Raw genomic sequence first — 25,524 nt, 5'->3', positions numbered from 1 at the left:
GAGCTGTATCGACGTGCCGCACGAAGGGACCGATATTCGTGGCGCAAAAGGTCGTGGTCACTCTCTTCGACGACATCGACGGCTCGGAAGCGGCGGAAACGATCGCCTTCGGACTCGACGGCAAGTCGTACGAGATCGACCTGAACGAAACCAACGCCAAGAAACTGCGCAAGGCGCTCGCGCCGTACGTCGAGGCCGGCCGCAAGCGGTCGCGCTCAGGTAAGGCGTACAAGCAGACCGAGGTGGCTCCCGACCCGGCGGCCGTCCGCGCCTGGGCCCAGGCCAACAAGATGGACGTGCCCGCGCGCGGGCGCATCCCCAAGAAGGTCTACGAGGCGTTCAGCAGCGCGCAGTGAGGCGTGACAGGGCCCGCGAAGGGGCGGTCTCCAGGGTCCGTCAGCGGGCCCTGGAGACCGTGCACTTGGGGCCGTACGGGGATGCCCGGACGACGTGCGGTCGGCGCGCGGACGGCTGGTGGGGGAGCCGACTTGCGCTACCCCCCTGTTGATCAGCTAATGTCTGAGACACGCCGAGGGGCGAGGCCGGTAGGCCGAAACCCCGAGGATCGTGCGGGTGTAGTTCAGTAGTAGAACATCCCCCTTCCAGGGGGAAGGCGCAGTGTGCGATTCCTGTCACCCGCTCTGGCACCGGCCGTCCGGACCACTCTTGTGGATCAGGTAGGCTGGTGCTCGCACCGATCGGTGGGAGCCGATCGGCAGCAGTGCGGACGTAGCTCAGTTGGTAGAGCGCAACCTTGCCAAGGTTGAGGTCGCGAGTTCGAGCCTCGTCGTCCGCTCCAAGGGAAAACCCCGGTCTTCGCGACCGGGGTTTTTTCGTGCGCCGGGAAGTGCCGTCCGAAGCCCGCTGACATTTGTCATGCCGGCCGATGACATCCCGCACTGCCGGCCGCCCCCGCCCGCCGGGACGCTGAAGGCATGGACATCCCAGGGCACGATCGCGTGATCGAGGTCAGCGGCCTCACACGTGTCTACCGCGGCGGATTCGAGGCCGTGCGCGGAGTCGGCTTCTCCGTGGCGCGCGGGGAGATCTTCGCGCTGCTCGGCACCAATGGTGCGGGCAAGACCTCCACCATGGAACTCCTCGAAGGGCTCGCCGCGCCGACCCGCGGCGAGATCAGGGTCCTCGGCCGTGATCCCTACCGCGAACGGGCCGCCGTACGCCCCCGGACCGGCGTACTGCTCCAGGAGGGCGGCTTCCCCACCGAGCTGACCGTCGCCGAGACGGTTCGGATGTGGGCGGGCTGCACCAGCGGGGCACGGCCCGGCGACCGGGTGCTGGCGCGGGTGGGACTCGACGACCGGCGCGGGGTGCGGGTCAAGCAGCTGTCCGGTGGCGAACGGCGCCGCCTCGACCTCGCGCTCGCCCTGCTCGGCGACCCCGAGGTGCTCTTTCTGGACGAGCCGACGACCGGCCTGGACACCGAAGGCCGCCGCGACACCTGGGAGTTGGTGCGCGCGCTGCGCGACGCCGGTACGACCGTGCTGCTCACCACGCACTACCTGGAGGAGGCCGAGAACCTGGCCGACCGGCTCGCCATCCTGCACGCCGGCCGTATCGCGGCCGCCGGCACCCCGGCCGAGGTCACCGCGGGGCGCCCCTCCCGGATGTCGTTCCGACTCCCGGAGGGCTACCTGCCCGGCGATCTGCCCCCGCTGGCCGCGCTCGGCGTCTGCGGCCACGAGCACGAGGGCCGGACCGTGCGCCTGAGCACCACCGACCCCCAGCGGACCGCGACCGGCGTCCTCGCCAACGCAGCGGTGTCCGGCTGCACGCCCTCGACGTGCGCTCGGCCTCCCTGGAGGAGGCGTTCCTGCGGATCGCGGAGGAACGCGAAGACGACACCCGGCAGCAGGAGGCGGCGGCATGAGCGGGGGAACGATGTTTTCGGGCAGCGGCCGGGTGGCCGAGGGCGGCACGACATCGGCCGGACGGCGGCTGGCGGCGCTCGCGCGGGCCGAACTCACGCTGCTGGGACGGAACCGGGGGGCCGTGCTCACCGCGCTGCTGGTGCCGCTCGCGCTGCCGTTCACCGTGCGGGGGGCGTACGCGCGGCTCGATCTGAAGGCGCACGGCGTGAACACCGGCACGGCGATGCTGACGGCCGCCATCGGCTTCTCCTTCCTCTTCGCCGTCTACACCGCCCTGGTCGGCGCGTATGTCGCCCGCCGCGAGGAACTCGTCCTCAAGCGGCTGCGCACCGGTGAACTCTCCGACACCGAGATCCTCACCGGCACCGCCCTGCCCGCCGTCGGACTCGGCCTCGCACAGGCCCTGGTGTCGACCGCCGGCTGCGCCCTGCTGCTGCACACCGGTCCGCCGAGGGCGCCCTGGCTGCTCCTGCCGGGACTGCTGTCCGGCCTGGTGGTGAGCGCCGCGCTCGCCGCCGTCACCGCGTCCTTCACCCGGACCACCGAGAGCGCCCAGGTGACCGCGGTGCCCCTGCTCCTCGTGTCCATGCTCGGCTCCGGGATCGCGGTCCCCGCCGCGGCCATGCCGGACCGGCTCGCGTCCGTCTGCGCGCTGCTCCCGCTGTCCCCTGCGATCCGGCTCGTCGGGGCCGGCTGGACCGGGCAGTCGAGCACCCAGGCCACACTGGACGCCATGGCGACCGCGCTGGCCTGGACCGGGCTGGCGGTGTTTGCTGTACGACGGTGGTTCCGCTGGGAACCACGGCGCTGAGGACGGGGGTACGGCGCGTGCTGGAGCGGTTGCGGGGCTGGCAGCGGCGGCACTGGGGCGAGCGGAGCAAGGCGGAGCGGGTCGAGCTGCAGAGCGTGGTCACCTGGAACGGCACCATCTGGCTGTTCCCGCTGAGCTGGCTGCTGCCCCCGATCACATCCGGCCTCGTCCGGCACCCGGCGTCGCTCGCGCTCGGCGTCCTGCTGATCGCCGTCGGCCTGCTCCAGTGCCTGGTCGCCTGCCGGCTCACGCGGCCCGCGCTCGACCACTACCTGGGCCGGTCCGAACTGCCCGCGCGGGCCCACCGCGGCGCGGCCCTGCTGCTCGCCCTGGCCCTCGCCCTGCTCGTGGCGCTGGTCGCGCTCGGCAGGCTCGACGGGCCCACCAGCCGGATGGTGCTCGGCGCGGTGCTGGTGCCCTTCGGCATGACCTACGCGTTCACCGTCCCCGTGGGGGTCTTCCTGCGCCGGTCCGCCGCCCTGTCGGCGGTGCTCGCGGGTGTTCTGCTGCTGGCCCACCCCAGCGGTCTCGGCGTGGTGGCGACCGCGATGGCCGTCGCGTTCGCCACCGCCTTCACGCTGCTGGCCGCCCGCTGCGGCGCCTGGACCCTCGCGGTGCTCTGGGAGGCGGAGCGCGGACGGGAGATCCAGGCCCGGCTGGCGGTCGCCGAGGAGCGGCTGCGGTTCGGGCGCGATCTGCACGACGTCCTCGGCCGGAACCTCTCGGTGATCTCCCTCAAGAGTGAACTGGCGGTCCAACTGGCCCGGCGGGGGCAGCCGGAGGCGGTGGAGCAGATGATCGAGGTGCAGCGGATCGCGCAGGAGTCCCAGCGGGAGGTACGGGCCGTCGTACGCGGTTACCGCGAGGCCGACCTGGGCGCCGAACTCGCGGGGGCGCGGGGTGTGTTGGAGGCCGCCGGGATCGAGTGCGAGGTGCGCGCGGAGCCGGCCGGGCTGCCCGCCGGGGTGCAGTCGGCGCTGGGCTGGGTGGTGCGGGAGGCGACCACCAATGTGCTGCGGCACGGGGACGCGCGGCGGTGTGCGGTGGGGCTGTCGGTGCGCGAGGGGCGGGCGGTGCTGACGGTGGAGAACGACGGGGCGTCGGCCGGCGGAGCGGACACCGGCGGCGGAGCGGACTCCGGCGGCGGGTCGGGGCTCGCCGGGCTGCGGGAACGGCTCGCGGTGGTGGCCGGGACGCTGACGGCCGGGATCGCGGGCGGGAACCGGTTCCGGCTGGTGGCCGAGGTGCCGCTGCCGACAGGGGCGCCACGCGAGGCGCGGGAAGTGAGTGACATCACGTCATGAGTGATCCGGTACGGCTGCTGCTCGCCGACGACGAGCATCTGATCCGGGGCGCGCTGGCCGCCCTGCTCTCGCTGGAGGACGATCTGCTGGTGGTCGCGGAGGCCGCCACCGGCCCCGAGGCGCTGGCGATGGCGCGGGCGCACGCCCCCGATGTGGCGGTGCTGGATCTCCAGATGCCGGGCGCGGACGGTGTGAGGGTGGCCACATCCCTGCGGGCCGAACTGCCCGGCTGCCAGGTGCTGATCGTCACCGGGCACGGGCGGCCGGGGGCATCTGAAGCGGGCGCTCGCGGCGGGGGTGCGCGGGTTCGTGCCGAAGACGGTCAGCGCGCGGCGGCTGGCCGAGATCATCCGGACCGTGCACGCCGGAAACCGATATGTGGACCCGGAATTGGCCGCCGACGCGATCTCCGCCGGGGACTCCCCGCTGACCGCGCGGGAGGCGGAGGTGCTGGAGCTGGCCGCCGACGGGGCGCCGGTCGCGGAGATCGCCGAGCGGGCCGCGCTGTCCCCCGGCACCGTGCGCAACTACCTCTCCTCGGCCGTCACCAAGCTCGGCGCCGAGAACCGGCATACGGCGGTGCGTCTCGCGCGCGAGCGGGGTTGGGTATAGTAGCTGTCGCGCCACGGCGCACTGCGGACGTAGCTCAGTTGGTAGAGCGCAACCTTGCCAAGGTTGAGGTCGCGAGTTCGAGCCTCGTCGTCCGCTCCGCAAAGAAGGCCCCGGTCCACTGGATCGGGGCCTTCTTCGTGTCTCTAGGACCAGCTGGTGCCGGTCAGACGCTCGTACGCCTCCAGGTACTTGGCGCGGGTGCGCTCCACCACCTGCTGCGGCAGCGGCGGCGGGGGCTGCTCGCTCCTCCGGTCCCAGCCGGACTCCGGGGAGGTCAGCCAGTCGCGCACGAACTGCTTGTCGTACGACGGCTGCGCGCGCCCCGGCTGCCACTGGTCGGCCGGCCAGAAGCGGGAGGAGTCCGGGGTGAGCACCTCGTCGGCGAGGACGAGGGTGTCCCCGTCGTAGCCGAACTCGAACTTGGTGTCCGCGAGGATGATGCCCCGCTCGCGGGCGATGTCGCGGGCCCGCGAGTAGACCGCGAGGGTGGCCTGGCGCAGCTGGGCGGCGGTGTCCGCGCCGACCTGGCGGGCGACCTCCTCGTAGGACACGTTCTCGTCGTGCTCGCCGACCTCGGCCTTGGTGGCCGGGGTGAAGATCGGGGCGGGCAGCTCGGAGCCTTCGACGAGGCCCTCGGGGAGGGCGAGGCCGCACACGGTCCGGGACTCACCGTACTCCGCCAGGCCCGAGCCGGTGAGGTAGCCGCGGGCCACGCACTCGACCGGGACCATCTTCAGCGACGTGCAGATCAGGGTCCGGCCCGCCCAGTCGGCGGGGGCGCCCGCGGGCAGTTCCTCGGAGATCACATGGTTCGGGGCCAGGTCGCGCAGCTGGTCGAACCACCACAGGGAGAGCCGGGTGAGGACACGGCCCTTGTCCGGGATTTCCGTGGGCAGCACCCAGTCGTAGGCGGACATGCGGTCGCTGGCGACCATCACGAGGTCGCCCGCCTCGTTCCGGTACAGGTCCCGCACCTTTCCGGTGTGCAGGTGCACCAGGCCCGGAACCTGGATCGGCTCGGGCTTTTCTACGAATCCGGACACGGTTCCTCCCCGTGGTTCTGTCCAACTGCCTCGATTCTCCCTTACGGGGGTGTCCGGTTCCGGCCAGGGGTCGGTCGGGGACCGGCCGGGACCGGTCGCCGGCTCCTCAGTCGCGTTTGCAGATGCGGTCCAGGAGGTTGGCCGTGGCCCGCTGGATACGGGGGTCCACATGGCCGGGGCGGTCCAGGGCCGGGGACCAGGCGAAGGTGCCGGAGGCGAACACCCAGGCGCCGGACGGGGCCCGGTAAAGGGAGGTCTCCTGGTGGCGCGGGGTGCCGCCGGCGTCGGTGTAGGGGGAGTGGGCGAGCAGGATGCGCTCGTCGTGGGCGGGCAGCGCGGTGCGCGGGAAGTACCGGTCGGCCTCGCCCGCGACCAGGCCGGGGATCTCATCGCCCTCGTACGCCCCGGTGGCCTCCCACAGCCAGTGGCCCGCGTTGCGCACGATCAGCGGGCACGGTTCGGGCACCCGGCCCGCGTACTGGATGCCGATCAGTTCCTGTTCGGGCCGGTCGATCTCCCGCCACAGCACCGGCTTGCCGGGGCCCTTGCGCTTGCGGCAGGTCAGCAGCCGGTCCGGCGTCCCGGACGGCGAGGGCCCCAACTCGACCTGCCAGTACATGGTGTTGGCGGAGAGAAAGACCAGCGAGGTGCCGTGGTCGCGGGCCCGCTCGGCGGCGCGGCGCATGGGCCCCGTCCAGTACTCGTCGTGGCCGGGGAAGATCAGGCCCCGGTAGCGGGTGGGGTCCACCCGGCCGGCGTGCAGATCTCGGGCGTCGGCGTAGGCGAGGTCGTAGCCGTAGCGCTCGGCCCAGCGGATGACGTCGTAGGCGTGCCCGACGTGCAGCGGCAGGCCCGCGCCCGCGTACGGCCGGTCGAAGGTGACCGTGGTCGCCGCATCGGCCTCGCCGAGCAGCGCGCCCTGTTCGTCCCAGGCGTGGTAGAGGCTGGCGCCGGTGTGCCCGTCCTCCGGGTACAGGTTGTACGCCTGCCACGTCACGTCGGGCAGCAGCAGGAGCAGATCGGCCGGGCGGTCGTCGCGGACCGTGAACGGCACGTGGGAGCGGTAGCCGTCGGCGGTGGTCAGCACGGCCACATAGGCGCCGATGCTCCAGTGAGCGGGCACCTGGAGGCGCCAGGACAGCCACCAGTGGTGGCAGGAGACCGTGCGGTCGGCGGCCAGCGGTGGGGGCTGCACGATGCCGGACAGCCGGGGGCTGGTGGTGATCTTGGCAGCGCCGTCGCCCGCGTAGTGGCCGATCCGGTAGATGTCGACGGAGAACTCCTGCGGCGGGTCGACCGTGATGTGGAAGTCGATCGCCTCGCCGGGCGCGACCGCGCCGGTGGCGGTGAAGCCCTTGATCTGGCGGTGCACGTCGTCGGCCGAGCGGGGGCCGCCCGGTGAGGTGCGCGGCACGGGGATGCGCACATCACCGCGGGTGTGCTGCTGGGGCACGGCGTCCACGTACCAGGGCACGACGTGGCCGGTGTCGTCGAAGTACGTCTCGCTGCCGCGCAGCCAGGGCACGGGGCCCAGGCCGAAGGGATCCGTGACGGCGTGCGCGATCGCTCCGGACTCCCAGCGGCGGATGTGGTCCGAGGCCATGGTCGCTCCCCTCCCCGAGCCCCCCGATTCCTGTGGTGGGTGGTGCTCGCGGTGCTCGGCCGTGCTGTCGTATGTCGCATGCCTTTGCCAGGTGCGTGATGGGTACCAGCAGATCACATAACGCACGGGCTCGGTCACTATTCGTTGCGAATTGACCTGAAGTGGAAGCTGGGGCTCCCGTTGAGCGAGGCGGCTCGGCTGTCAGACGAGGCGTATCGGCTTCTCGGGGCGTATCCCCGCGGCGGCCAGCCAGTCACGCAGCGGGCCCGGATCGCCCTCCTCGATCAGGCTCAGCACGCGGGGGGTCAGGTCCGCCACCCGCTCGCCGTGCAGCAGCAGGGACGGGCCGTCCAGCCAGTCCAGCGACGGAACCGCGCCCGCGGTGTCGACGGCGACGCAGCACACCATCGCCGTGACGTGGTCGGTCAGGAGTTCGCGGGCGGTGCGCGGCGGCTGGAGGGGGACGAGGGGCAGCGCGCCACCGTCCCACAGGGTGCTGGGCGGGCTCTGGCCCGCGGCGGTGGCGCCCCGCGGTACGGCGCTCTCCTCACGTGCCACCTCGGCGCTGAGACCGGCGGCGAGGGCGGCGCTGCGTCCGGTGCCCGGGTCGTCCTCGTCGGGATCGGCGTCGGGATCGGTCACGGGTTCGGCGCCGAGGGTGGGGGTGGGGGTGGCGTCGGGGGTGGCGTCCGGAGTGGGGGCGGGCTCGGGAGCGTCGAGCAGGTCGTCGGCCGCCGGGAGGGCCGGGCGGGGGTCCGGGGCGGGGCGGTCGTCCGGGTCGGGGTGCGCGGGGACGAGGGTGGTTCCGGGGGCGGTCGTCGCCGGGCCGCCGGGCTCGCGGGGGGAGTCGGTGGTGCCGGGGGTGTCGGTCTCGCCGGGGGCGTCGGCGGGGGCCGTGGGCTCGGTGAGGTGGTCCAGGATCCGGGCCAGGGTGGGGGCGGCGGTGTGCCGCGCGGGGCGGGCGGCGAGGGAGTCCAGGACGCGGTGCAGCCGGGCCGCGTCGGCGCGCCAGGTGCGGTCCACGACCTCCTCCGGGTACGACTGCCAGTCCACCGGCGCCCAGTCGGCGCGGGGTCCGGCCGGGCCGCCGTGGAAGAGGCGCGCGGCGAGCAGCGAGGTGGCTTCGTCCACGCTGCCGGGCTCCTCCAGCAGATCGCAGGCGGGCCGCTCGCCGAGGCGGGAGGTGAAGCCCTCGGCCAGCCGGTCGCGCCGGGACAGCTCGGTGAGCGCGGCCACCACGCCCGCGTCCAGCCGGGAGGGCCAGCGGCCCATCCGCCAGGCGGGCAGGGCGACTCGGGTCAGCAGCCGGTCCCAGCCCGCGTACGCGAGGCCGACCTGTTCCTGGGCGACGATCCGCAGTCCGTAGTCCACCGACTGCGCCCGCTCGGCGGCCGCCGCGGCGACCCCGCGCTCCATCTGCGCGGCGTGCTCACGGCAGGCGCCCAGCAGCAGCCGGGCCACCCGGCCGAGGACCGCGCGCGCCCCGCGGGCCAGCGGCCCCCGGCCCGGCGTGGCGGCGATGGCCAGGGTGGCGTCGAGCCCGCGCACGAAGCGCCGGGCGGCGGCTATGTCGGGGTGTGCCGAGGGGCCCGTACCGGCCACGACCGGGGCGATGACCGCGCGCAGCTCGCCGACCCGCATCCACCACAGGAACGGGGAGCCGATGACGAGGACCGGGGCGACGGGGGCCCGGCGGGGGCGGCGCCCCTCACCCGGTATGTCCGTCTCACCGGGGGCCGGCCGGGCGGGCGGGCCGTGCGCCGCGTGCGTCCGGTCCTCCAGCCAGCTGTCGCAGTCGGGGGTGAGGGCTATGGCGGAGGGCGCCGGGACGTCCAGCCGCTCGGCGAGGTCGCGGACCATCCGGTACAGGTCCGGGGCGGACTCCTCGGCGACCGGCACCGTGGGGGTCATGGCGGGGCGGGCGCGGGTGAGGACCAGGGCGATGCCGGCGGTGGCCAGCAGGACGAGGACCGCGAGGACGCCCACGGCCCAGCGGGCGGCGTCCCAGCCGGGACCGACCAGATGTCCCGTGGCCGCGCCGGCCAGCAGGATCACCTCCGCGGCCGCGGGCAGCACGGCCACGCCCAGGGCCCGGCCCCGGACCCGCAACACCGCGAGGGCCCGAGAGCGCGCGGCCTGCGCGCCCGCTTCCACACCGATTCCGCTCACGTGCCGACCTCACCCCCTCCCCTGCCGATGCCGTGCTGTGCTGGTGCTGCTCACTCCCCCACTGTGGCATCCGCCACTGACAACGCAATGCCGGTGGGCCAAGTGCGCAATGCCGGTGCGCCAAGCGCGTACGGCCGGTCCGCCAAGCGCCGGAACGCTTGCGCGGCACCCTAGTTGCGGCCCCGGCCCACGTCAGCAGGATGGACGATTGCTCACTCGATGGAATGGCTTTGGTCAGAGCCGGGTGACAGACAGTAAAGATCAGGCCCCGGATCGCCGATCCGGGGCCTGCGGGGGTGAAACAGGAGATGGGAGGCGTCGGAGCGGCGCTCAGAGCGCCCCGGCGGCCGCCTTCGCCGCGATGTCCGTGCGGTGCTGCGCGCCGTCGAGCCGGATCCGGCCCACCGCCCGGTACGCCCGCTCGCGCGCCTCGGTCAGGTCCTTGCCGGTGGCGGTGACGGACAGCACGCGGCCGCCCGCGCTGACGACCGCGTCGCCGTCCTGCCGGGTGCCGGCGTGCAGCACGTAGGCGTGCGGGGCGTCCTCGGCGGCGACCTCGGCCAGACCGGTGATCGGGTCGCCGGTGCGCGGGGTGCCGGGGTAGTTGTGGGAGGCGACGACGACGGTGACGGCCGCGTCCTCGCTCCAGCGCAGCGGTGGCAGGTCGGCGAGGTTGCCGGTGGCAGCGGCCATCAGCAGCCCGGCCAGCGGGGTCTTCAGCCGGGCCAGCACGACCTGGGTCTCGGGGTCGCCGAAGCGGGCGTTGAACTCGATGACCCGCACGCCCCGGCTGGTGATCGCGAGACCGGCGTAGAGCAGTCCGGAGAACGGCGTACCGCGGCGCCGCAGTTCGTCCACCGTCGGCTGGAGCACGGTGTGCAGCACCTCCTCGACCAGCTTCGGGTCGGCCCACGGCAGCGGCGAATAGGCGCCCATGCCGCCGGTGTTGGGACCCTCGTCGCCGTCCAGGGCGCGCTTGAAGTCCTGTGCGGGCTGGAGCGGTACGACGGTCTCGCCGTCGGTGACCGCGAACAGGGACACCTCGGGGCCGTCGAGGAACTCCTCGATCACCACGCGCTCGCAGGCGGCCGCGTGCGCCGTGGCGGCGGCCAGGTCGGAGGTGACGACGACGCCCTTGCCGGCGGCGAGTCCGTCGTCCTTGACGACGTAGGGGGCACCGAAGGCGTCGAGGGCGTGGGCGACCTCCTCGGCGGTGGTGCAGACGTACGACCGGGCGGTCGGTACCCCGGCCGAGGCCATGACGTCCTTGGCGAACGCCTTGGACCCCTCCAGCAGGGCGGCCTCGCCGGACGGGCCGAACACCGGGATGCCGGCGGCGCGCACGGTGTCGGCGACGCCGGCGACCAGGGGGGCCTCCGGGCCGACGACGACCAGCTCGGCACCGAGGCGCTGCGCCAGGGCGGTCACCGCGGCGCCGTCGAGGGCGTCGACCTCGTGCAGCTCGGCGACCTCGGCGATGCCGGCGTTGCCGGGGGCGCAGTGCAGCGCGGTGACGTCGGGATCGAGGGACAGGGAGCGGCACAGGGCGTGTTCGCGGGCGCCGCTGCCGATGACGAGGACGTTCACGGGGTCAGCCTAATGGCAAGGTTGCCGAAGACCGGGGGGCGGGGAAGTCGTATGTTCATACAGGGGGGTGGGTGAGGTCGGCTCCGTTTGTTCGTCGGGTGCGGCTCGCAGGTGCGGCCGGTCGTCGGGTGCGGGGCCGTGGTGGTTGATCGCGCAGTTCCCCGCTCCCCTAGGGGGTTGCCGGGACCGTCGGCTTCGAAGGGTCCTCGGTTCCTTACCCCAGAGATCCCCCGCCCCTCAGCGCGCCACAGCCTCGGCTCCCTCGCTCCTTCGGTCCCCCTTCGACCACTCACTCGTTGGTGAATTCCTCCACCACCGTCGCGCCCAGTTCGCGGACGATCAGTTCGTGGCCGGAGAGGGCGGATTCGTCCAGGTCGGGGTCGTCGTCCTCGGGGATGTCGTCCTCGATGGAGACGGGAGGTGGCTCGGGGGCGGAGGGTCGGGGGGTGGTCGGGCCGGATGCCGGGGCAGCGGGACCGCCGGACGGGGGGGCGGAGGGCTGCGGGGCGGGCTGGGAGGGCGCGCTGGGGCGGGGCGCGGGCGAGGAGCCGTATCCACCGCCGCCGGACGCGCCGCCACCGCCGTAACCGCCACCGGGAGTACCCGAGCCGCCGCCACCGGCGAAGCCCGGGGAGCCGCCTGGGGAGCCGCCCGGAGCCGGGGATGCGGAGCCACCGCCGGACGGGTCGACCAGCGACTCGATCTTCCACTGCACGTTGAACTGCTCGGCGAGCGCGGCCCGCAGCACGTCCTCGCTGCCGCTGCTCGCGAAGTTGTCACGCGCCCCGGCGTTCACGAAGCCGAGCTGGAGGGTGGTGCCGTCGAAGCCGGTGACCTGCGCGTTCTGGCTGAGCAGGATCCAGGTGAAGCGTCGGCGGTTCTTCACGGCCTCCAGGATGTTCGGCCAGAGCATGCGGGGGTCGAGGCCCCCGGCGGGGGCGGCCGCGGGGGGCTGAGGGGACGGGGGCGCGGAGGCGGCGGGCGCGGGCTGGGCCGGCGGCTGGGGGCCGGCCGAGGGGGCCTGCTGCTGCGGAGCGCCGGGCGCGGCGGCCGTGGGCCAGCCACCGGGGCGCCGTCCGCCTCCCGCGGGCGCGGCGGTGGGCCAGGCGCCGGGGGCGGCGGCCGGGGCAGCGGCGGGAGTGGGAGCCGGCGCGGCCGGGGCCGGCTGCTCGGCGGGGGCGGGAGCAGGAGCGGGCGCCACCGGAACGGAAGGCGCGGGGGCGGGAGCAGGAGCGGGCGCCACCGGAACGGAAGGCGCGGGGGCGGGAGCAGGAGCGGGCGCCACCGGAACGGGAGGCGCGGGGGCGGGCGTGGGCGCGGGCGCAGGCGGAGTCGTGCCGCCAGCCCCCGGACCGGAATCGGGACCGGGTCCGGAACCCGCTCCACCCGGCCCCCCGGCTCCCCGCACCGCCGCCCGTGCCGCCGCGGGGCCGCCGCCGGGCGGGACCATCGGAGCCGGGGCGCCGCCGTGGGCCTCCGGGCCGGGGACGTAGCCCATGGCGGGCGCGCCGGTGCCCGCGCTGAAGTGGACGCCGCGCTCGATGCGGTCGAGGCGGGCCATGAGGGAACGCTCGTCGCCGTAGGCGGCGGGGAGCAGGACGCGCGCGCAGATGAGTTCGAGCTGGAGGCGGGGCGAGGTGGCGCCGCGCATCTCGGTCAGGCCCTCGTTGACGAGGTCGGCGGCGCGGCTCAGCTCGGCGGCGCCGAAGGTCGAGGCCTGGGCCTGCATACGCTCCAGGACGTCGGCCGGGGCGTCGATGAGCCCCTTGTCGGCGGCGTCCGGCACGGCCGCGAGGATCACCAGGTCCCGGAGGCGTTCGAGCAGGTCGGCGACGAAGCGGCGCGGGTCGTTGCCGCCCTCGATGACGCGGTCGACGACCTCGAAGGCGGCCGCGCCGTCACCGGTGGCGAAGGCCTCGACGACGGAGTCGAGGAGGGAGCCGTCGGTGTAGCCGAGGAGGGCGGTGGCCATGGCGTACGTCACACCGTCCGCGCCCGCGCCGGCGAGGAGCTGGTCCATGACGGACATGGAGTCACGGACGGAGCCGGCGCCGGCGCGCACGACGAGCGGCAGCACGCCGTCCTCGACGGGGATGTCCTCCCGCTGGCACACCTCGCCGAGGTAGTCCCGCAGGGTGCCGGGCGGCACGAGCCGGAACGGGTAGTGGTGGGTCCGCGAGCGGATGGTGCCGATGACCTTCTCGGGCTCGGTCGTGGCGAAGATGAACTTGAGGTGCTCGGGCGGCTCCTCGACGACCTTCAGCAGGGCGTTGAAGCCGGCCGACGTGACCATGTGGGCCTCGTCGATGATGTAGATCTTGTACCGGCTGCCCGCGGGGCCGAAGAAGGCCTTCTCGCGCAGCTCACGGGCGTCGTCCACGCCGCCGTGGGAGGCGGCGTCGATCTCGATCACGTCGATCGAACCCGGTCCGTTGCGCGCGAGGTCGCCGCAGGACTGGCACTCGCCGCACGGGGTGGGGGTGGGACCCTGCTCACAGTTGAGGCAGCGGGCGAGGATGCGCGCGCTCGTGGTCTTCCCGCAGCCACGCGGTCCGCTGAACAGGTACGCGTGATTGACCCGGTTGTTGCGCAGCGCCTGCTGCAATGGGTCGGTGACATGCTCCTGCCCGATGACCTCGGCGAAGGTCTCGGGACGGTAGCGGCGGTACAGCGCGAGAGACGACACGCTTACGAGGTTATAGGCGCCCACTGACAACCGGTCCCGCCGAAGCCCCGGCAACGCAGACGCCCCCCACGCACCCGCCAGAGCCGACCTACCCTTGCTGCCTTCCGGCCCTGGGGGAGTTCAGTCAGATAGCGCCGCGTGAGGGGCTACGCAGAGAGTACCCGATCCGGGCCTGCGGGAACGAGTTCGCGAGCACCCTCCTCGGTCATGTAATGTTCCGACCGGAGGATTCGCCTAGAGGCCTAGGGCGCACGCTTGGAAAGCGTGTTGGGGGCAACCCCTCACGAGTTCGAATCTCGTATCCTCCGCCAGTGCCTCACCGGGCACGATGTCGAAGGGCCCCCTGGAAACAGGGGGCCCTTCGACATTGTGCGGTCGTCGGTGCCGTGCGATCACAAGAAGGTCACAAGGCGGGACAGGCGGGCACTCCCGTCGCCGATCGCCCGGAGAATCGCGCTCTGCGCATGTCACTGGGGGGTGGGAATGAGCGTGTACCGCTTCAATCCGCCGCCGGGCTGGCCCGTGCCGCCCGCGGGATGGACGCCGCCGCCGGACTGGCGGCCCGATCCATCGTGGCCGGCCGCTCCGGACGGCTGGCAGCTGTGGGTCCCAGAGACCGGCACCCTCGCAGCCACCGCCACGCCCGGCACTCTCCCAGCCGGCGCCGCCATAGCCAGCGCCACACCCGGCATCCCCACAGCCAGCGCCGCGCCCGGCACCGCCCCGACCCTCGCCGCCCCCGGCGCTCTCCCACCCCCCGCCGCCCCCATCGCCCCCGCCATCCCCTCCCCACGCAAAAGCCGGTTGTTCAGGCGGCGGCGGTCGGAGTCCCTAGCCGAGGTGGAGGAGCTGCGGGACTGGATCGCGCGGACGCAGGGGCTGGATGCCGCGCGCGTCGCCGAGCTCGTGCGGCAGGTCGAGGCGGAGGCCGCCGCGCTGCGGGAGAGGACGGTGGCCGAAGCCGCCGAGGAGGCGCGGGGGATCGTCGCGGACGCGCGGGCGTCGGCGAGGGAGATCCTCGCCGACGCCCGCGAGGCGGCCAGGGCGACCGACCGGCTGCGCGAGGAGGCCGACCGGCACCGCGCGGACGTGTCCGGCGCCGAACGCCGGCTCGCCGAACTGCGGGCACTGATCGTCAACGCCGACGAGACCGCCCTGTTGCAGGAGGCCGGGATCTACGCCTATCGGCATGTCCTCCAGGACGCGATCGCCTACCGCAGCCGCCTCGACACACTGCGCAACCAGATCAAGTCGCTCGCCCGCGCCGGCGGTGCCGTGCACTCCGCCACGGACTGGACGGTCAACGGCTCCAAGCGCCAGGGCCAGAAGATGGTCCGCGACTTCTCCAAGCTCATGCTGCGCGCCTACAACGCCGAGGCCGACTACGCGGTGCGGTCCATGCGGCCGTACCGGCTCGGTTCCCTGGTCGACCGGCTCTACAAGAGCCGCGAGACGATCGCCAGGCTGGGCGCCACCATGCACATCCGGATCACCGACGAGTACCACGACGCACGGGTGCGGGAGCTGGAACTCACCGCCGACTACCTCCAGAAGAAGGACGAGGAGAAGGAGGCCCAGCGCGAGGCGCGCGCCCGTGAGCGCGAGGAGGTGGCCGTCCAGCGGGAGCTCGACCGGCAGCGCGAGAAGCTGAACAAGGAACTCGGCCACTACCAGGCTGCGCTGGAGCGCCTGCGCGAGCGCGGGGACGCGGGGGGCGCCGCGGAGCTGGAAGCGAAGCTGGCCGAGATCGAGAGCTCGCTCCAGGACGTCGAGTCCCGTGCGGCCAACGTCCGCACGGGCTATGTGTACGTCATCTCGAACATCGGCGCCTTCGGCGACCGCATCGTGAAGATCGGCATGACACGCCGGCTCGAACCCCTTGAGCGGGTCTACGAGTTGAGTGGAGCGGCCGTTCCCTTCCGCTTCGACGTGCACGCGCTGATCTTCAGCAAGGATGCAGTCGGCCTGGAGGCGGAACTGCACCGGCACTTCGCGTCCCGGCGGGTCAACCAGGTCAACAGCCGCAAGGAGTTCTTCTACGCGACCCCGGTGGAGGTGCGCGACGCGTTGCACCGGTTCGCCGGACAGCATCTGATCGAGTTCACCGAGGAGCCCCAGGCCCTGGAATGGCGGGCGAGCAGGAGCGTCGAGGCCGCCGCCCCCGTCACCTGACCTCCGTCACCTGACCTCCGTCACCTCATCTCGTCGAGCACCAGCATGATGTGCTCGTCCGTGCCGTGCCGGACCGTACCGGTGCGCCGGAAGCCGTGCTTCTCCAGCAGCCGTACGGAACCGGTGTTCCCGCCGAACGGATCGGCGTACAGGGGGCGGGTGTTCTCGCGCTCCAGGAACAGCGTCAGTGCCCGCGTGCCGACGCCCCGCCCCCAGTACTGGCTGCCGAGCCAGTACCCGATGAAGCGCCGGTCCCCGTGCCACCAGGCCACCACGTTGCCCGCGAGCCGGCCGTCGACGGTGACGGCCTGTACGAAGACGGTGGGGTCGCCGAGGACCTTCGTCCTCCAGTGGGTCATGAAGGCTTCCCGCTCCCGTGGCACGAACTTCGACCGCCGGGCGGCCTCGGGGTCGTGTTCCTGTGCGAGGAACTCCTCCAGATCGGCTTCTTCGACGTCTCTCAAAAGCACCTGATCGCTCATGGCACCGGAGTCTGTCACCGGCCACTGACATTGCCGTGGGCCCGGAGGGGGTGGCGGCACCGTCGTGGTGATGCTTCCCGCACCGATCACCAGCTGGGCCGCGCCGACACGCCCCCGTCCACCACCAGGTCGTGCCCGGTGATCCAGGAGGCGAGGGGGGAGGCGAGGAAGACGCAGGCGTCGGCCACGTCCTCGGGGCGGCCCAGCCGGCCGGCGGGCGCGGCGGCGAGCCAGCGGCGGACGCCGTCCGGCCAGGCATCGGACAGGCCGGGGCGGTCGATCAGGCCCGGAGAGACGGTGTTGACCCGGATGCCGTCGGGGCCGTACTCCTGGGCGGCCGCGCGGGCGTGCGCCACGACCGCCGCCTTGGCCGCGCCGTAGTGGGCGTGGCCGGGGGCGGGGCGGCCCGCCTCGATGGAGGCGATGTGGGTGATGGTGCCGCCTCCGTGGCCCCGCAAGTGGGCCGCGGCGGCCTGGGTGCACGCGAAGACGCCGGTGAGGTCGGTGTCGAGCACCGCGCGCCACTCGGCGGCGGTCATGCCGGGCAGCGGCCGCACCGGCTGTACGGCCGCGTTGTTGACCAGCGCGGTGAGCCGGCCGCCGGACCACTCAAGGGTGTCGTGGACCAGGCGGTGGCAGGCGTCCTCGTCGGTGAGGTCGGCGCGCAGGACGACCGCCGCGCCGCCCTGCGCCCGGATCTGGTCGGCCGTCTCCCCGGCCGCCGTGAGCGCCGTACGGCAGTGCAGGGCGACCGCCGCGCCGTGCTCGGCGAAGCGCAGCGCGATGGCGCGGCCGATGCCGCCGCCCGCGCCGGTCACCAGGGCGGTCTGTCCGTCGAGGAGGCTCATGGGCGGCACAGTTCCCTGATCCGGGCGGCCTCGGCGGGGTAACGCGCCGTGAGGTCGGCCGCGTCCCCGTGTTCGTAGTCCGGGTAGGTGAAGCCGGGGGCGGTCGTGCAGCCGAAGAACGTCCAGGCGCCGCCCGCGGCCACCCGCGCCCCCATCCAGGTGCGGGCCGGGACGGTCAGCTGGAGTTGCTGGCCGGCGCTCAGGGCTGGGCCGAGGACGGCGGTGCGGGTGGTGCCGTCGGGGGCGAGGAGCAGCAGGTCCAGCGGGTCGCCGAGGTAGAAGTGCCAGGTTTCGGCGTAGGGCAGGCGGTGCAGGGCGGAGTAGTCACCGGCCGTGAGCAGGGCCACGATGGCGGCGCCCTCGGGACGGCCGTCCGCCCGCTCGGGCCCCGCCCAGGTACGCCGGAACAGGCCGCCCTCCCGGGGGATCGGTTCGAGTCCGTAGTGCGCGATCAGCTCCTGCTCAGTCGTCACCCCCGGAAGGCTACCGCCGCGCTACCGGGCTTCCAGGAAGGCGAGTTGGGCGTGCTTCTCGGGCAGGTACACGTCCGGGAGGTCCACCTCGGGCAGGACGACTGCGGGTCCGGGCACGAAGCCCTGGCGGACGAAGCGGGCGATCGCCTTGCTGTTGCGGACGTCCGGGTCGACCACGAGCCGGCGCCCGCCGAGCGCGGTCAGCGCGTACGTCGTCAGGACCGTGAGCAGCGCGGACGACCAGCCGGGGCGGGCTCCGGCGGCGCCGGCGGGGGCGAGCAGGACGTGTACGCCGAGGTCGCCGGGGCGGACGTCGTAGCACTCGCCGACACGGTCGGCGGTGGGCTGGTACGTCTGGAACAGGGCGGCCGGGGCGCCGTCCTTGGTGACCAGGTGGGCGTGGTGGGTGTCCAGGGTGGCCATGTGGACGTATATCCCGGCCACTTGGTCGCGGGTGAGGCCGGTCATGCCCCAGAAGGCGGCGCGTTCCTCGCTCACCCAGGCGTGGATCACGTCCGCGTCGGCGGCGGGGTCCAGGGGGCGGATACGGACGGCGCCGAAGCCGTCGACGTGCTGTTCGTACGGCTCGTACGACGTCTCGTGCGTGTCAGTGGTCATGCGGGTGCTCCAGGGTGCGGTCGGGGGTGAGCCGGTTCCAGCCGGTGACGACGGGGGTGAGTTCTCCCCGCAGCCACAGGGGGAGTTGGTCGTGGTGGTGCGGGCTGCCGGGGACGCCGTCGGCGCCGAAGGGGACCACCCAGCGGCTGGCGTCCCGGTCGGCGAGGTCCCAGACCCAGCGGGCGGCGGGACCGCGGGCGGCGCGGTCGGTGAGGCCGGGCACGGCGGAGGTGCACAGCACGCAGTCGTGGTCTCCGGCCAGGCCGGGGGTGGCCGGGCCGTCCGGCAGGGCCTGCCAGGGGGAGAGTCGGTGGGCGTCGGACCAGGCACCGGTTGGAGTTTCGGCCGCCACGGCCTCAAGGGCCATGCGGATCAAGGCCGTTCGGTCGATGCCGTACAACTTTTCGGCGCGCAGCAGGTGTTCGAGGGCGTACCCGATGCGCGGGACGAGCGCCAGCCACGGGCGCAGCGCCTCCGGGTACGCCGGGGGCCGGGTGAGCGGCGCGAACGCCGGCTGCGCGGCGAGGAGTCGTACGACGGCTGTGCGCAGCGCCGCGTAGGCCGCCGCGTCGGTGCTGTCGGCGTCCATGCGGCGGTTCCACGCGAGCAGGCGGTCGCGCAGGCCGGTCGCGGCCGGGGTGAGGCCGTCGAGCGCGGCGAGGCGGTCGAGGAGGGGGGCGGCGGAGGCGAGGTGGGTGTCGGTGTGGATCGCGGCCATGTCCCCGGCGCTCCAGCGGCGGCCGGCGCCGAGGAGGGCGCGGATGCGGTCGGCGCGGTGCGGTGGGGCGAACTCCACGCCGAGCGGGGCGGCCGGGCCGCGCTGGTTGGCCATCACGGCGATGCCGTCGGGGACGGGGGCGTACGGCATCTCGTGCCAGCCCTGCCAGTCGTGGCCGGGGCGCCAGGCGGGCACGGGGTGGAGGCGGTTGGCGCGGGCGCGCAGCGGGACGCGCCCGGCGACGCGGTGCAGCGTGCCCCCGGCGGTGTCGGCCGCCTGGACCACGTTCACCGGCTCGCACCAGGCGTCCAGGGCCCGGTCGACGTCCACGACGTTCCGCGCGCGCAGCAGCGGGAGAAGGGCGCTGAAGCCGAGGTCCGCCGTGACGCGCGGCGGGTACCGCAGAGCGAGCGCCCCGGCTGCGCCCTCGGCGGCCCACGGGCCGTACGACACCTCCGGTCCCCCCGCGCCAGCCCCGGCTGCGCCGTCCGCGGCCCGCGGGTCGTACGACGCCTCCGGCCCTCCCGCGATCACCGGCCCGCGCTCCGTCTCGATCACCTCGAGCCCGATCGGTGCCTGACCCGCGACCTCCAGCGTCTCGGTGTGCGCGTGCGCAGGGTGCCAGAGCCCGTCCGGGCCCAGCGCCTCGACCGAGGGACCCGCGCGGCGCAGACGTTCGCGGTAGAGGTCCTGGTAGTCGGCCATGGCGTTGGTGATGCCCCAGGCGACCGCGCCCGCGTGGCCGAAGTGGGGCAGGCCGGGGATGCCGGGGACGGCGAGGCCGAGGACGTCGAACTCGGGGCAGGCCAGGCGGATCTGCTGGTAGACGCCGGGGTCCTCGATGACGCGGTGGGGGTCGCCGGCCAGCAGCGGGTGACCGGTGGCGGTGCGGGCGCCGGAGAGCAGCCAGCCGTTGCTGCCCGCCGTGCCGGGGCCGTCCGCGGCGAACAGGCCCACCGCGTCCGGGCCGAGGTGCCGGATCGCCTGCTCGCGCCAGAGCTTGGCCGGGAAGCCCGCGAACAGCAGGTGGGTGGAGAGCCAGACGGCGAGCGGGGTCCAGGGCTCCCAGCGGCCGGGGGTGAGCGCGGTGCGGGCGAACTCCGGGGCGCGGCGGGCACCGGCCGGCAGTCCCTCGTTGACGCCGTCCGTGTACGACCGTACCCAGCGCGCCGTCTCCGGGTCCCGGCGTTCCAGCGCGGCGAAGCAGCGGCGGGCGGTGTCGGCCAGGCGCGCCCGGCGGGCGAGGACGTCCCAGGGGACCTCGCCGGGACCGAGGAAGGACGCCGACGTGCCCTGGGCGCGGTGCCGTTCGACCTCCAGCTGCCAGGCCCGGTCGAGCGCGGTGACCCGGCCCTGGGCACGGGCCAGTGCGTGGACGTCCGCCGCGCGCAGGTGGGGGATGCCGAAGGCGTCGCGGTAGGTCTCGCTGGTCACCCCGAACCTTCCAATCCTTAGGTAAGCCTTGCCTAATTTTCGACGGGGGCATCGTACGCGACGCGCGATCACCCGCGGCGCGGGATCATCGACCCATGGACGTCACCCTGCACCTCGCCCAGGACCCGGCGGCCGACGCGCTGCTCGGCCGCTCGCCCCTCGCCGCGCTCATCGGGATGCTGCTGGACCAGCAGGTGCCGATGGAGTGGGCGTTCAAGGGGCCCCGGACCATCGCCGACCGGCTCGGCACCGAGGACCTGGACGCACACGAGATCGCCGCGCGGGACCCGGAGGCGTTCGCCGCGCTGCTCTCCGGGAAACCGGCCGTGCACCGCTACCCCGGCTCCATGGCCAAGCGCATCCAGCAGTTGTGCCAGTACCTGGTCGAGCACTACGACGGGGACGCCGAGGCCGTCTGGCGCGGTGTGGACAGCGGTGCTGAGTTGCTGCAACGCCTGGAGGGCCTGCCGGGATTCGGGCGGCAGAAGGCGCAGATCTTCCTCGCGCTGCTGGGCAAGCAGCTCCACGTGGCACCGGCGGGCTGGCGCGAGGCCGCCGGCGCCTACGGCGAGCCGGACTCCTACCGGTCCGTCGCCGACATCACCGGACCGGACTCGCTCACCAGGGTGCGCGCCCACAAGCAGGAGATGAAGGCCGCGGCCAAGGCGACGAAGGCGGCCCGGAAGTAGACCCGGAGAGGGGCGGGAGAGGGGCCCCGGAGGTACGCCTGGTGGCCCACTCGGGTGGCGGAACGCGCGGAACCGTTCCGAGCATGGAACATGACCGAGGCATCGCAGCACGGCCCGGAATGGGGCCGTGAGTACGACGACCAGCGCGTCCACGGCGGCCACCCGCCGGGCGCCCCGCACGATCCGCAGGCGCGCCGCGGGCGCCATGAGGCCGAACCGCCGGTCGAGGGCCCGCTGCACGCCCTGGCCAAGGCCGCCTGGCAGGTGGTCCTGGTCACCGGGATTGCCTCGCTGATCCTGGGCGTCCTGGTCCTGGTGTGGCCGCGCCACTCGCTGGCCGTGGCCGGGGTCCTCTTCGGGCTCTACCTGCTGGTCAGCGGTGTCTTCCAGCTGACCGCCGCCTTCGGCACCCACCAGGCGACCTCGCTGCGGGTGCTGGCGTTCATCAGCGGCGCGCTGTCGATCCTGCTCGGCCTGCTCTGCTTCCGCGGGCCCATGCAGTCGATCCTGCTGCTCGCCCTGTGGATCGGCATCGGCTGGCTGATCCGCGGGATCACCCACACCATGGCCGCGATCTCCGACCCCCGGATGCCCGCGCGCGGCTGGCAGATCGTGCTCGGCGTCCTGACCTTCGTCGCCGGGATCGTGCTGATCGACTCGCCCTTCCGGTCGGTGGCCGTGCTGACCCTCGTCGGCGGCATCTGGCTGGTCGTGGTGGGCATCGCCGAGATCGTCACCGCTTTCCGCATCCGGCACCGGGCGAAACAGGTCCCGCAGACCGTCTGACCCGGCCCGGCCGGCTCCGGCCGCCCCGCACCGGCTCACCGGCTCCGGCCCGCTTCCCGGACCTCCGACCCGCCTCCCGGGCCTCGGGGAGCATCCCGCGCCTCCGGACCTCACCGCCTCCGGCGCGCCGTCCCGAACAGGGAGCGGGTGATCTCGCGGCCCAGCCGGGTGCCGACCGAGCGGGCCAGGGACTTGAACATCCCGCTGCCCACGACCTGTTCGACCAGCGAGGGCTCCTCCTTCGCCGGGCGCTCGCGCGGGGCGGCGGGCGCCGGTGCCGCCGCCGGAGCGGCGCTCAGCTTCTCGTACGCCGACTCGCGGTCCACAGCCTGTGCATAACGGCCGTGGAGCGGCGAGTTCCGTACCGCGTCGTCCAATGCAGCCGGGTCCAGCGGGCCCATCAGGGACTCGGGGGCGCGCAGCCGGGTGGCGGCGACCGGGGTGGGCGCGCCCCTCTCGCCGAGCACGGTCACCACCGCCTCGCCGGTGCCGAGCCCGGGGAGCAGCTCCTCCAGGTCGTACGGCGATCTCGGGCAGGTCGTGGAACAGGTCGGCCAGCAGCCACATCAGGAAGGTGGATAACAGCTGGGGTCTGTCCTGTACGGCGGCCAGTTCGAGGACGGAGACGACGCCCCGGTCGTCGTCCGCCGTGCGCAGGAAGCCGGCCGTGTCGAACTCCGGCTCCCCGAAGAAGTCCGCCGTACCCTGCGCCTCGAAGGCGGTGAGCGAGCGCAGGATCACCCCGGCGGTGGCCGTGGAGAGCCCGCCGATGCCCTTCAGCTCCGGTCTGCCCTCGTCGGAGGTGAGGAAGGCGGCGACCGCCCTGAGGTCTTTGAGGTCGATCAGCTCCAAACCCTTGGTGTCGGCGTAGTGGAAGATCAGGCCGAGGGACTGCTCCTGGGTCTGGTTGAGCCCAACACCTTGGACAGCAGCACCGGGCCGAAACTCGTGACGGTGGCGCGCACCGGGATGCCGTGGCCGATGCCGCCGAGCGCGTAGAACTCCGCCGGGAAGCCGGCCGGGGTCCAGCTCTGGCCGACCTCGCCGGACCGCTGCCGTACCCGGTCGCTCTCCCGGCCGGAGCGCGCGATGCCGGACAGGTCGCCCTTGACGTCCGCGAGGAACACCGCCACGCCCCGCGCCGACAGGAGGAGGGCGCCGAGGTCGAGGGCGGGGCCGGAGAAGGCGTACCCGGCGGCGATCTTCCGGGCGGGGTCGGGGGCGGCCTCTGGAACCGCGTGGGCGCCCGCGCCGGGGTCTGTGCCGGTGCCCGCGTCGGGGCCTGCGTCGCGGTCGCTCATCTGATCCCCCTGCTCCCTCGTCACGGCCCCTGCCACCGAAAAGCGGTATTTGTGCTGTTTGCGGAACCTTTTCAAGGGTCGTACTCGGGCGCCATGGCTGCGCCCGGAACGTCTGGGCCGGTAGGCTTTCCGTGTGATCTTCAAGCGCATCGGAAACGGCCGGCCGTACCCCGATCACGGCCGGGAAAGCACCCGGCAGTGGGCGGACGTCGCGCCGCGCCCGGTCCGCCTCGATCAGCTCGTGACGACCAAGCAGCAGCTCGACCTGGAGACCCTGCTCGCGGAGGACTCGACGTTCTACGGCGACCTCTTCGCACATGTCGTGAAGTGGCAGGGCGATCTCTACCTGGAGGACGGCCTGCACCGCGCGGTGCGCGCGGCGCTCCAGCAGCGCCAGGTGCTGCACGCGCGGGTGCTCGAACTCGGCTGACCGGCACCGGTCGGCCGGGCCGCGCCGCGCCCGCCAGCCCCACGGCACCCGCCGGTCCAGCCCCGCGGCACCCGCCGATTGACCCTTTCGGGTTCCACTGAGCGCCCTCGACTGATCATCCGATAGGCATCACCGCCCCGGCGCACTACGCTGCGTTCATGAGCATGCTGACTCCCCCCGGCATGGGCGGCAAATACCGGATCACGGGGCGGAAGTACCCCCGGATGCGCCGTCCCCGGCGGCGAGGCCGGATGGTCGCGGCCGTGCTGGCCTCCGTGTGCACGCTCGGCCTGATCGGCTGGGGCACGCTGGAGCTCATCGACGTCTTCAGCGGGGGCGGGTCGACCGCCGAGGCCGCGAAGCGGTGCCCGGCCAAGGGCAAGACCGACACGGCGCGGACCGCGACCGCGCACGGCGGGAAGGTGCTGCCCCCGCCCGGCCGGATCACCGTGAACGTCTACAACGCCACGGCGCGCACCGGGCTCGCCAAGGACACCGCGGACCAGCTGAAGAAGCGCGGGTTCAAGATCGGCGATGTCGGCAATGCCAGCGCGCAGTACGACAAGAAGGTGAAGGGCACGGGTGTGGTCCTCGGGCCGACGTCCGCGGTCGACACGTCCCTGCCGGTGCTCGGCGCGCAGGTAGCGGGCGCGCAGCAGCGCCCCGACGGGCGTAAGGGGGCCACGCTCGACCTCATCCTCGGGGACGGGTTCAAGGGGCTGGTGAAGGCGGCGGACGCGGACAAGGCGGTGACCGCCCTGACCGCGCCGACGACCGCCGTCGGCCCGGCGAAGAAGGGGTGCTGAGGGTCCGTCGCCGGGTGCGGGTCCCCTGTGGCTGAGCGCGCGGTTCCCCACGCCCCTTCGGGGGCGTGGGGAACCCGCGGTACTGACTGGCTCTGTTACTCCGCCGCCCCGTACAGCCTGTCCCCCGCGTCGCCCAGGCCCGGAATGATGTAGCCGTGCTCGTTGAGGTGGTCGTCGACCGCGGCCGTCACCACCGTCACCGGCGTGCCCGCCAGTTCGCGCTCCATCAGCTCGACGCCCTCGGGCGCGGCCAGCAGGACCACGGCCGTGACGTCGTCCGCGCCGCGCCGGATCAGCTCGCGGATGGCGGCGACCAGCGTGCCGCCCGTGGCCAGCATCGGGTCCAGGACGTAGACCTGGCGGCCCGAGAGGTCCTCCGGCATCCGGGTGGCGTACGTGGAGGCCTCCAGGGTCTCCTCGTTGCGGATCATGCCCAGGAAGCCCACCTCGGCGGTCGGCAGCAGCCGGACCATGCCGTCGAGCATGCCGAGACCGGCGCGCAGGATCGGCACGACCAGCGGGCGGGGGCGGGCGAGCTTGACGCCGGTGGTGCGGGCGACCGGCGTGTCGATGTCGACGATCTCGGTGCGCACGTCCCGCGTGGCCTCGTAGGCGAGCAGGGTGACCAGTTCGTCGGCGAGCCGCCGGAAGGTCGCGGAGTCGGTGCGCCGGTCGCGCAGCGTGGTGAGCTTGTGAGCGACCAGGGGGTGGTCGACGACGTGGAGACGCATGCCCATAACGGTACCTGCGCCCCCGCACCGGTCGGCGCTGGCGTCAAACCGCTCGTCCGGGGCAGGGTGACAGGGACGGACTGAGGTGGTGTGACGTGTCTGACCTGCCTGACAAGCCCGACGACGCGGACGTGACCGGGGCGAAGGGTCCCGAGGCCGAGGCCGAGCGGCGCCGCCGCAGGGCCAGGTTCCTGCGCGAGCTGGCCGAGGCCCGCGCCCTGCGCGCGCGGGTCCAGCCGCGACGCGCCAAGGCGGCCCGGCTGCGCCACGCGATGCGGATGCGCACCTTCCGCTGGTGAGGCCGGGGCCATGAGCTGGGACCCCTGGGCAAG

At 73.7% G+C, this 25,524-nt stretch carries 20 protein-coding genes, 4 tRNA genes, 1 other RNA gene and 4 pseudogenes; 15 read left to right on the top strand and 14 right to left on the bottom strand.

Annotated features, from left to right (window positions below; genetic code table 11):
* Positions 1-38: 38 nt before the first annotated feature.
* The 8 genes and pseudogenes from ACE4Q9_RS17610 (at position 39) to ACE4Q9_RS17575 (ending at position 4,712) form a co-directional block, all read left to right on the top strand.
* A complete protein-coding gene (locus ACE4Q9_RS17610) occupies positions 39-356 on the top strand; it encodes an Lsr2 family protein (RefSeq protein ID WP_145488531.1) in 318 nt (105 codons plus the stop codon).
* Positions 357-569: 213 nt separating this feature from the next.
* Positions 570-641: transfer RNA gene (locus ACE4Q9_RS17605), tRNA-Gly, on the top strand.
* A gap of 82 nt (positions 642-723) precedes the next feature.
* Positions 724-799 (top strand) — tRNA-Gly (locus tag ACE4Q9_RS17600).
* 136 nt (positions 800-935) lie between these two features.
* Positions 936-1,888, top strand: a pseudogene (locus ACE4Q9_RS17595) (ABC transporter ATP-binding protein).
* Between the two features lie 11 nt (positions 1,889-1,899).
* Complete coding sequence (locus ACE4Q9_RS17590; protein WP_397987251.1) at positions 1,900-2,700, top strand: ABC transporter permease; 801 nt, start codon at positions 1,900-1,902, stop codon at positions 2,698-2,700.
* Positions 2,673-4,004 carry a sensor histidine kinase gene (locus tag ACE4Q9_RS17585; protein ID WP_397985175.1) on the top strand — a complete coding sequence of 444 codons (1,332 nt, stop codon included), beginning with the start codon at positions 2,673-2,675 and terminating at the stop codon, positions 4,002-4,004. The genes ACE4Q9_RS17590 and ACE4Q9_RS17585 overlap by 28 nt, the downstream gene beginning before the upstream one ends.
* Positions 4,001-4,616, top strand: a pseudogene (locus ACE4Q9_RS17580) (response regulator). Before ACE4Q9_RS17585 ends, ACE4Q9_RS17580 begins: the two are co-directional and overlap by 4 nt.
* 23 nt (positions 4,617-4,639) lie before the next feature.
* Positions 4,640-4,712, top strand: a tRNA-Gly gene (locus tag ACE4Q9_RS17575).
* A 47-nt stretch (positions 4,713-4,759) separates the two neighbouring features.
* On the opposite strand, the gene ACE4Q9_RS17570 is transcribed toward ACE4Q9_RS17575, so the two are convergent.
* The 6 genes from ACE4Q9_RS17570 to ffs form a co-directional block, all read right to left on the bottom strand.
* Positions 4,760-5,659 carry a phosphoribosylaminoimidazolesuccinocarboxamide synthase gene (locus tag ACE4Q9_RS17570; protein WP_397985174.1) on the bottom strand — a complete coding sequence of 300 codons (900 nt, stop codon included), beginning with the start codon at positions 5,657-5,659 and terminating at the stop codon, positions 4,760-4,762.
* A 106-nt stretch (positions 5,660-5,765) separates the two neighbouring features.
* Complete coding sequence (locus ACE4Q9_RS17565; RefSeq protein ID WP_397985173.1) at positions 5,766-7,262, bottom strand: N,N-dimethylformamidase beta subunit family domain-containing protein; 1,497 nt, start codon at positions 7,260-7,262, stop codon at positions 5,766-5,768.
* A gap of 201 nt (positions 7,263-7,463) precedes the next feature.
* Positions 7,464-9,431 (bottom strand): hypothetical protein, encoded by a 1,968-nt coding sequence (locus ACE4Q9_RS17560; protein ID WP_397985172.1) that lies wholly within the window; start codon positions 9,429-9,431, stop codon positions 7,464-7,466.
* Between the two features lie 330 nt (positions 9,432-9,761).
* Positions 9,762-11,018: a phosphoribosylamine--glycine ligase gene (purD, locus tag ACE4Q9_RS17555; protein ID WP_397985171.1), complete on the bottom strand. Its 1,257-nt coding sequence runs from the start codon at positions 11,016-11,018 to the stop codon at positions 9,762-9,764.
* Positions 11,019-11,307: 289 nt separating this feature from the next.
* A complete protein-coding gene (locus ACE4Q9_RS17550) occupies positions 11,308-13,704 on the bottom strand; it encodes a DNA polymerase III subunit gamma and tau (protein WP_397985170.1) in 2,397 nt (798 codons plus the stop codon).
* A gap of 54 nt (positions 13,705-13,758) precedes the next feature.
* Positions 13,759-13,855: signal recognition particle sRNA small type (ffs, locus tag ACE4Q9_RS17545), an RNA gene on the bottom strand.
* Between the two features lie 72 nt (positions 13,856-13,927).
* Here ffs and ACE4Q9_RS17540 point away from each other — a divergent pair.
* Together ACE4Q9_RS17540 and ACE4Q9_RS17535 are read left to right on the top strand one after the other, a co-directional pair.
* Positions 13,928-14,015, top strand: a tRNA-Ser gene (locus ACE4Q9_RS17540).
* 172 nt (positions 14,016-14,187) lie between these two features.
* Positions 14,188-15,876: a DUF4041 domain-containing protein gene (locus ACE4Q9_RS17535; protein ID WP_397985169.1), complete on the top strand. Its 1,689-nt coding sequence runs from the start codon at positions 14,188-14,190 to the stop codon at positions 15,874-15,876.
* Between the two features lie 20 nt (positions 15,877-15,896).
* Here the strand turns inward: ACE4Q9_RS17535 and ACE4Q9_RS17530 are convergent, their stop codons facing one another.
* From ACE4Q9_RS17530 to ACE4Q9_RS17510, 5 genes are all read right to left on the bottom strand, one after another.
* Complete coding sequence (locus ACE4Q9_RS17530; protein WP_397985168.1) at positions 15,897-16,358, bottom strand: GNAT family N-acetyltransferase; 462 nt, start codon at positions 16,356-16,358, stop codon at positions 15,897-15,899.
* Positions 16,359-16,444: 86 nt separating this feature from the next.
* Positions 16,445-17,206, bottom strand: coding sequence for an SDR family NAD(P)-dependent oxidoreductase (locus ACE4Q9_RS17525; protein ID WP_397985167.1), 762 nt, complete (start codon positions 17,204-17,206; stop codon positions 16,445-16,447).
* Positions 17,203-17,679: a cupin domain-containing protein gene (locus tag ACE4Q9_RS17520; protein ID WP_397985166.1), complete on the bottom strand. Its 477-nt coding sequence runs from the start codon at positions 17,677-17,679 to the stop codon at positions 17,203-17,205. The genes ACE4Q9_RS17525 and ACE4Q9_RS17520 overlap by 4 nt, the downstream gene beginning before the upstream one ends.
* Before the next feature lie 21 nt (positions 17,680-17,700).
* Positions 17,701-18,297, bottom strand: coding sequence for a GNAT family N-acetyltransferase (locus ACE4Q9_RS17515; RefSeq protein ID WP_397985165.1), 597 nt, complete (start codon positions 18,295-18,297; stop codon positions 17,701-17,703).
* Entirely contained in the window at positions 18,287-20,449 is a 2,163-nt protein-coding gene (locus ACE4Q9_RS17510) for a penicillin acylase family protein (RefSeq protein ID WP_397985164.1), read from the bottom strand. Before ACE4Q9_RS17510 ends, ACE4Q9_RS17515 begins: the two co-directional genes overlap by 11 nt.
* A 95-nt stretch (positions 20,450-20,544) precedes the next feature.
* On the opposite strand from ACE4Q9_RS17510, the gene ACE4Q9_RS17505 reads away from it, so the two are divergent.
* Entirely contained in the window at positions 20,545-21,138 is a 594-nt protein-coding gene (locus ACE4Q9_RS17505) for an HhH-GPD-type base excision DNA repair protein (RefSeq protein WP_397985163.1), read from the top strand.
* Positions 21,139-21,228: 90 nt separating this feature from the next.
* Positions 21,229-21,924, top strand: a complete 696-nt coding sequence (locus tag ACE4Q9_RS17500) for an HdeD family acid-resistance protein (RefSeq protein WP_397985162.1) — start codon at positions 21,229-21,231, stop codon at positions 21,922-21,924.
* A 110-nt stretch (positions 21,925-22,034) separates the two neighbouring features.
* Here the strand turns inward: ACE4Q9_RS17500 and ACE4Q9_RS17495 are convergent.
* Positions 22,035-22,454, bottom strand: a pseudogene (locus ACE4Q9_RS17495) (helicase HerA-like domain-containing protein); the annotation flags it as partial.
* 24 nt (positions 22,455-22,478) lie between these two features.
* Positions 22,479-23,225 (bottom strand): annotated as a pseudogene (locus ACE4Q9_RS17490) (helicase HerA-like domain-containing protein); the annotation flags it as partial.
* 133 nt (positions 23,226-23,358) lie between these two features.
* On the opposite strand from ACE4Q9_RS17490, the gene ACE4Q9_RS17485 reads away from it, so the two are divergent.
* Positions 23,359-23,655 (top strand): type II toxin-antitoxin system VapB family antitoxin, encoded by a 297-nt coding sequence (locus ACE4Q9_RS17485; protein WP_003986294.1) that lies wholly within the window; start codon positions 23,359-23,361, stop codon positions 23,653-23,655.
* Positions 23,656-23,813: 158 nt separating this feature from the next.
* Positions 23,814-24,461 (top strand): LytR C-terminal domain-containing protein, encoded by a 648-nt coding sequence (locus ACE4Q9_RS17480; protein ID WP_397985161.1) that lies wholly within the window; start codon positions 23,814-23,816, stop codon positions 24,459-24,461.
* 95 nt (positions 24,462-24,556) lie between these two features.
* On the opposite strand, the gene upp is transcribed toward ACE4Q9_RS17480, so the two are convergent.
* Entirely contained in the window at positions 24,557-25,192 is a 636-nt protein-coding gene (upp, locus tag ACE4Q9_RS17475; protein WP_397985160.1) for a uracil phosphoribosyltransferase, read from the bottom strand.
* Between the two features lie 104 nt (positions 25,193-25,296).
* Between upp and ACE4Q9_RS17470 the strand changes: the two genes are divergently transcribed.
* Positions 25,297-25,491, top strand: coding sequence for a hypothetical protein (locus tag ACE4Q9_RS17470; protein ID WP_397987250.1), 195 nt, complete (start codon positions 25,297-25,299; stop codon positions 25,489-25,491).
* The last annotated feature ends 33 nt before the right edge of the window (positions 25,492-25,524 follow it).

Source organism: Streptomyces sp. AM6-12 (assembly GCF_044327085.1).
Taxonomy (GTDB): Bacteria; Actinomycetota; Actinomycetes; order Streptomycetales; family Streptomycetaceae; genus Streptomyces.
Note: the sequence above shows the minus strand (reverse complement) of the source record. Positions and strands in the feature narration are given on the sequence as shown.

Bases quoted from the DNA above. Each gene is read 5' to 3' on its own strand.
- ACE4Q9_RS17590 (WP_397987251.1), top strand. From the start codon at position 1,900: ATGTTTTCGGGCAGCGGCCGGGTGGCCGAGGGCGGCACGACATCGGCC.
- ACE4Q9_RS17565 (WP_397985173.1), bottom strand. From the start codon at position 7,262: ATGGCCTCGGACCACATCCGCCGCTGGGAGTCCGGAGCGATCGCGCAC.
- ACE4Q9_RS17535 (WP_397985169.1), top strand. From the start codon at position 14,188: ATGAGCGTGTACCGCTTCAATCCGCCGCCGGGCTGGCCCGTGCCGCCC.
- ACE4Q9_RS17530 (WP_397985168.1), bottom strand. From the start codon at position 16,358: ATGAGCGATCAGGTGCTTTTGAGAGACGTCGAAGAAGCCGATCTGGAG.
- ACE4Q9_RS17525 (WP_397985167.1), bottom strand. From the start codon at position 17,206: ATGAGCCTCCTCGACGGACAGACCGCCCTGGTGACCGGCGCGGGCGGC.
- ACE4Q9_RS17515 (WP_397985165.1), bottom strand. From the start codon at position 18,297: ATGACCACTGACACGCACGAGACGTCGTACGAGCCGTACGAACAGCAC.
- ACE4Q9_RS17505 (WP_397985163.1), top strand. From the start codon at position 20,545: ATGGACGTCACCCTGCACCTCGCCCAGGACCCGGCGGCCGACGCGCTG.
- ACE4Q9_RS17500 (WP_397985162.1), top strand. From the start codon at position 21,229: ATGACCGAGGCATCGCAGCACGGCCCGGAATGGGGCCGTGAGTACGAC.
- ACE4Q9_RS17480 (WP_397985161.1), top strand. From the start codon at position 23,814: ATGAGCATGCTGACTCCCCCCGGCATGGGCGGCAAATACCGGATCACG.
- upp (WP_397985160.1), bottom strand. From the start codon at position 25,192: ATGCGTCTCCACGTCGTCGACCACCCCCTGGTCGCTCACAAGCTCACC.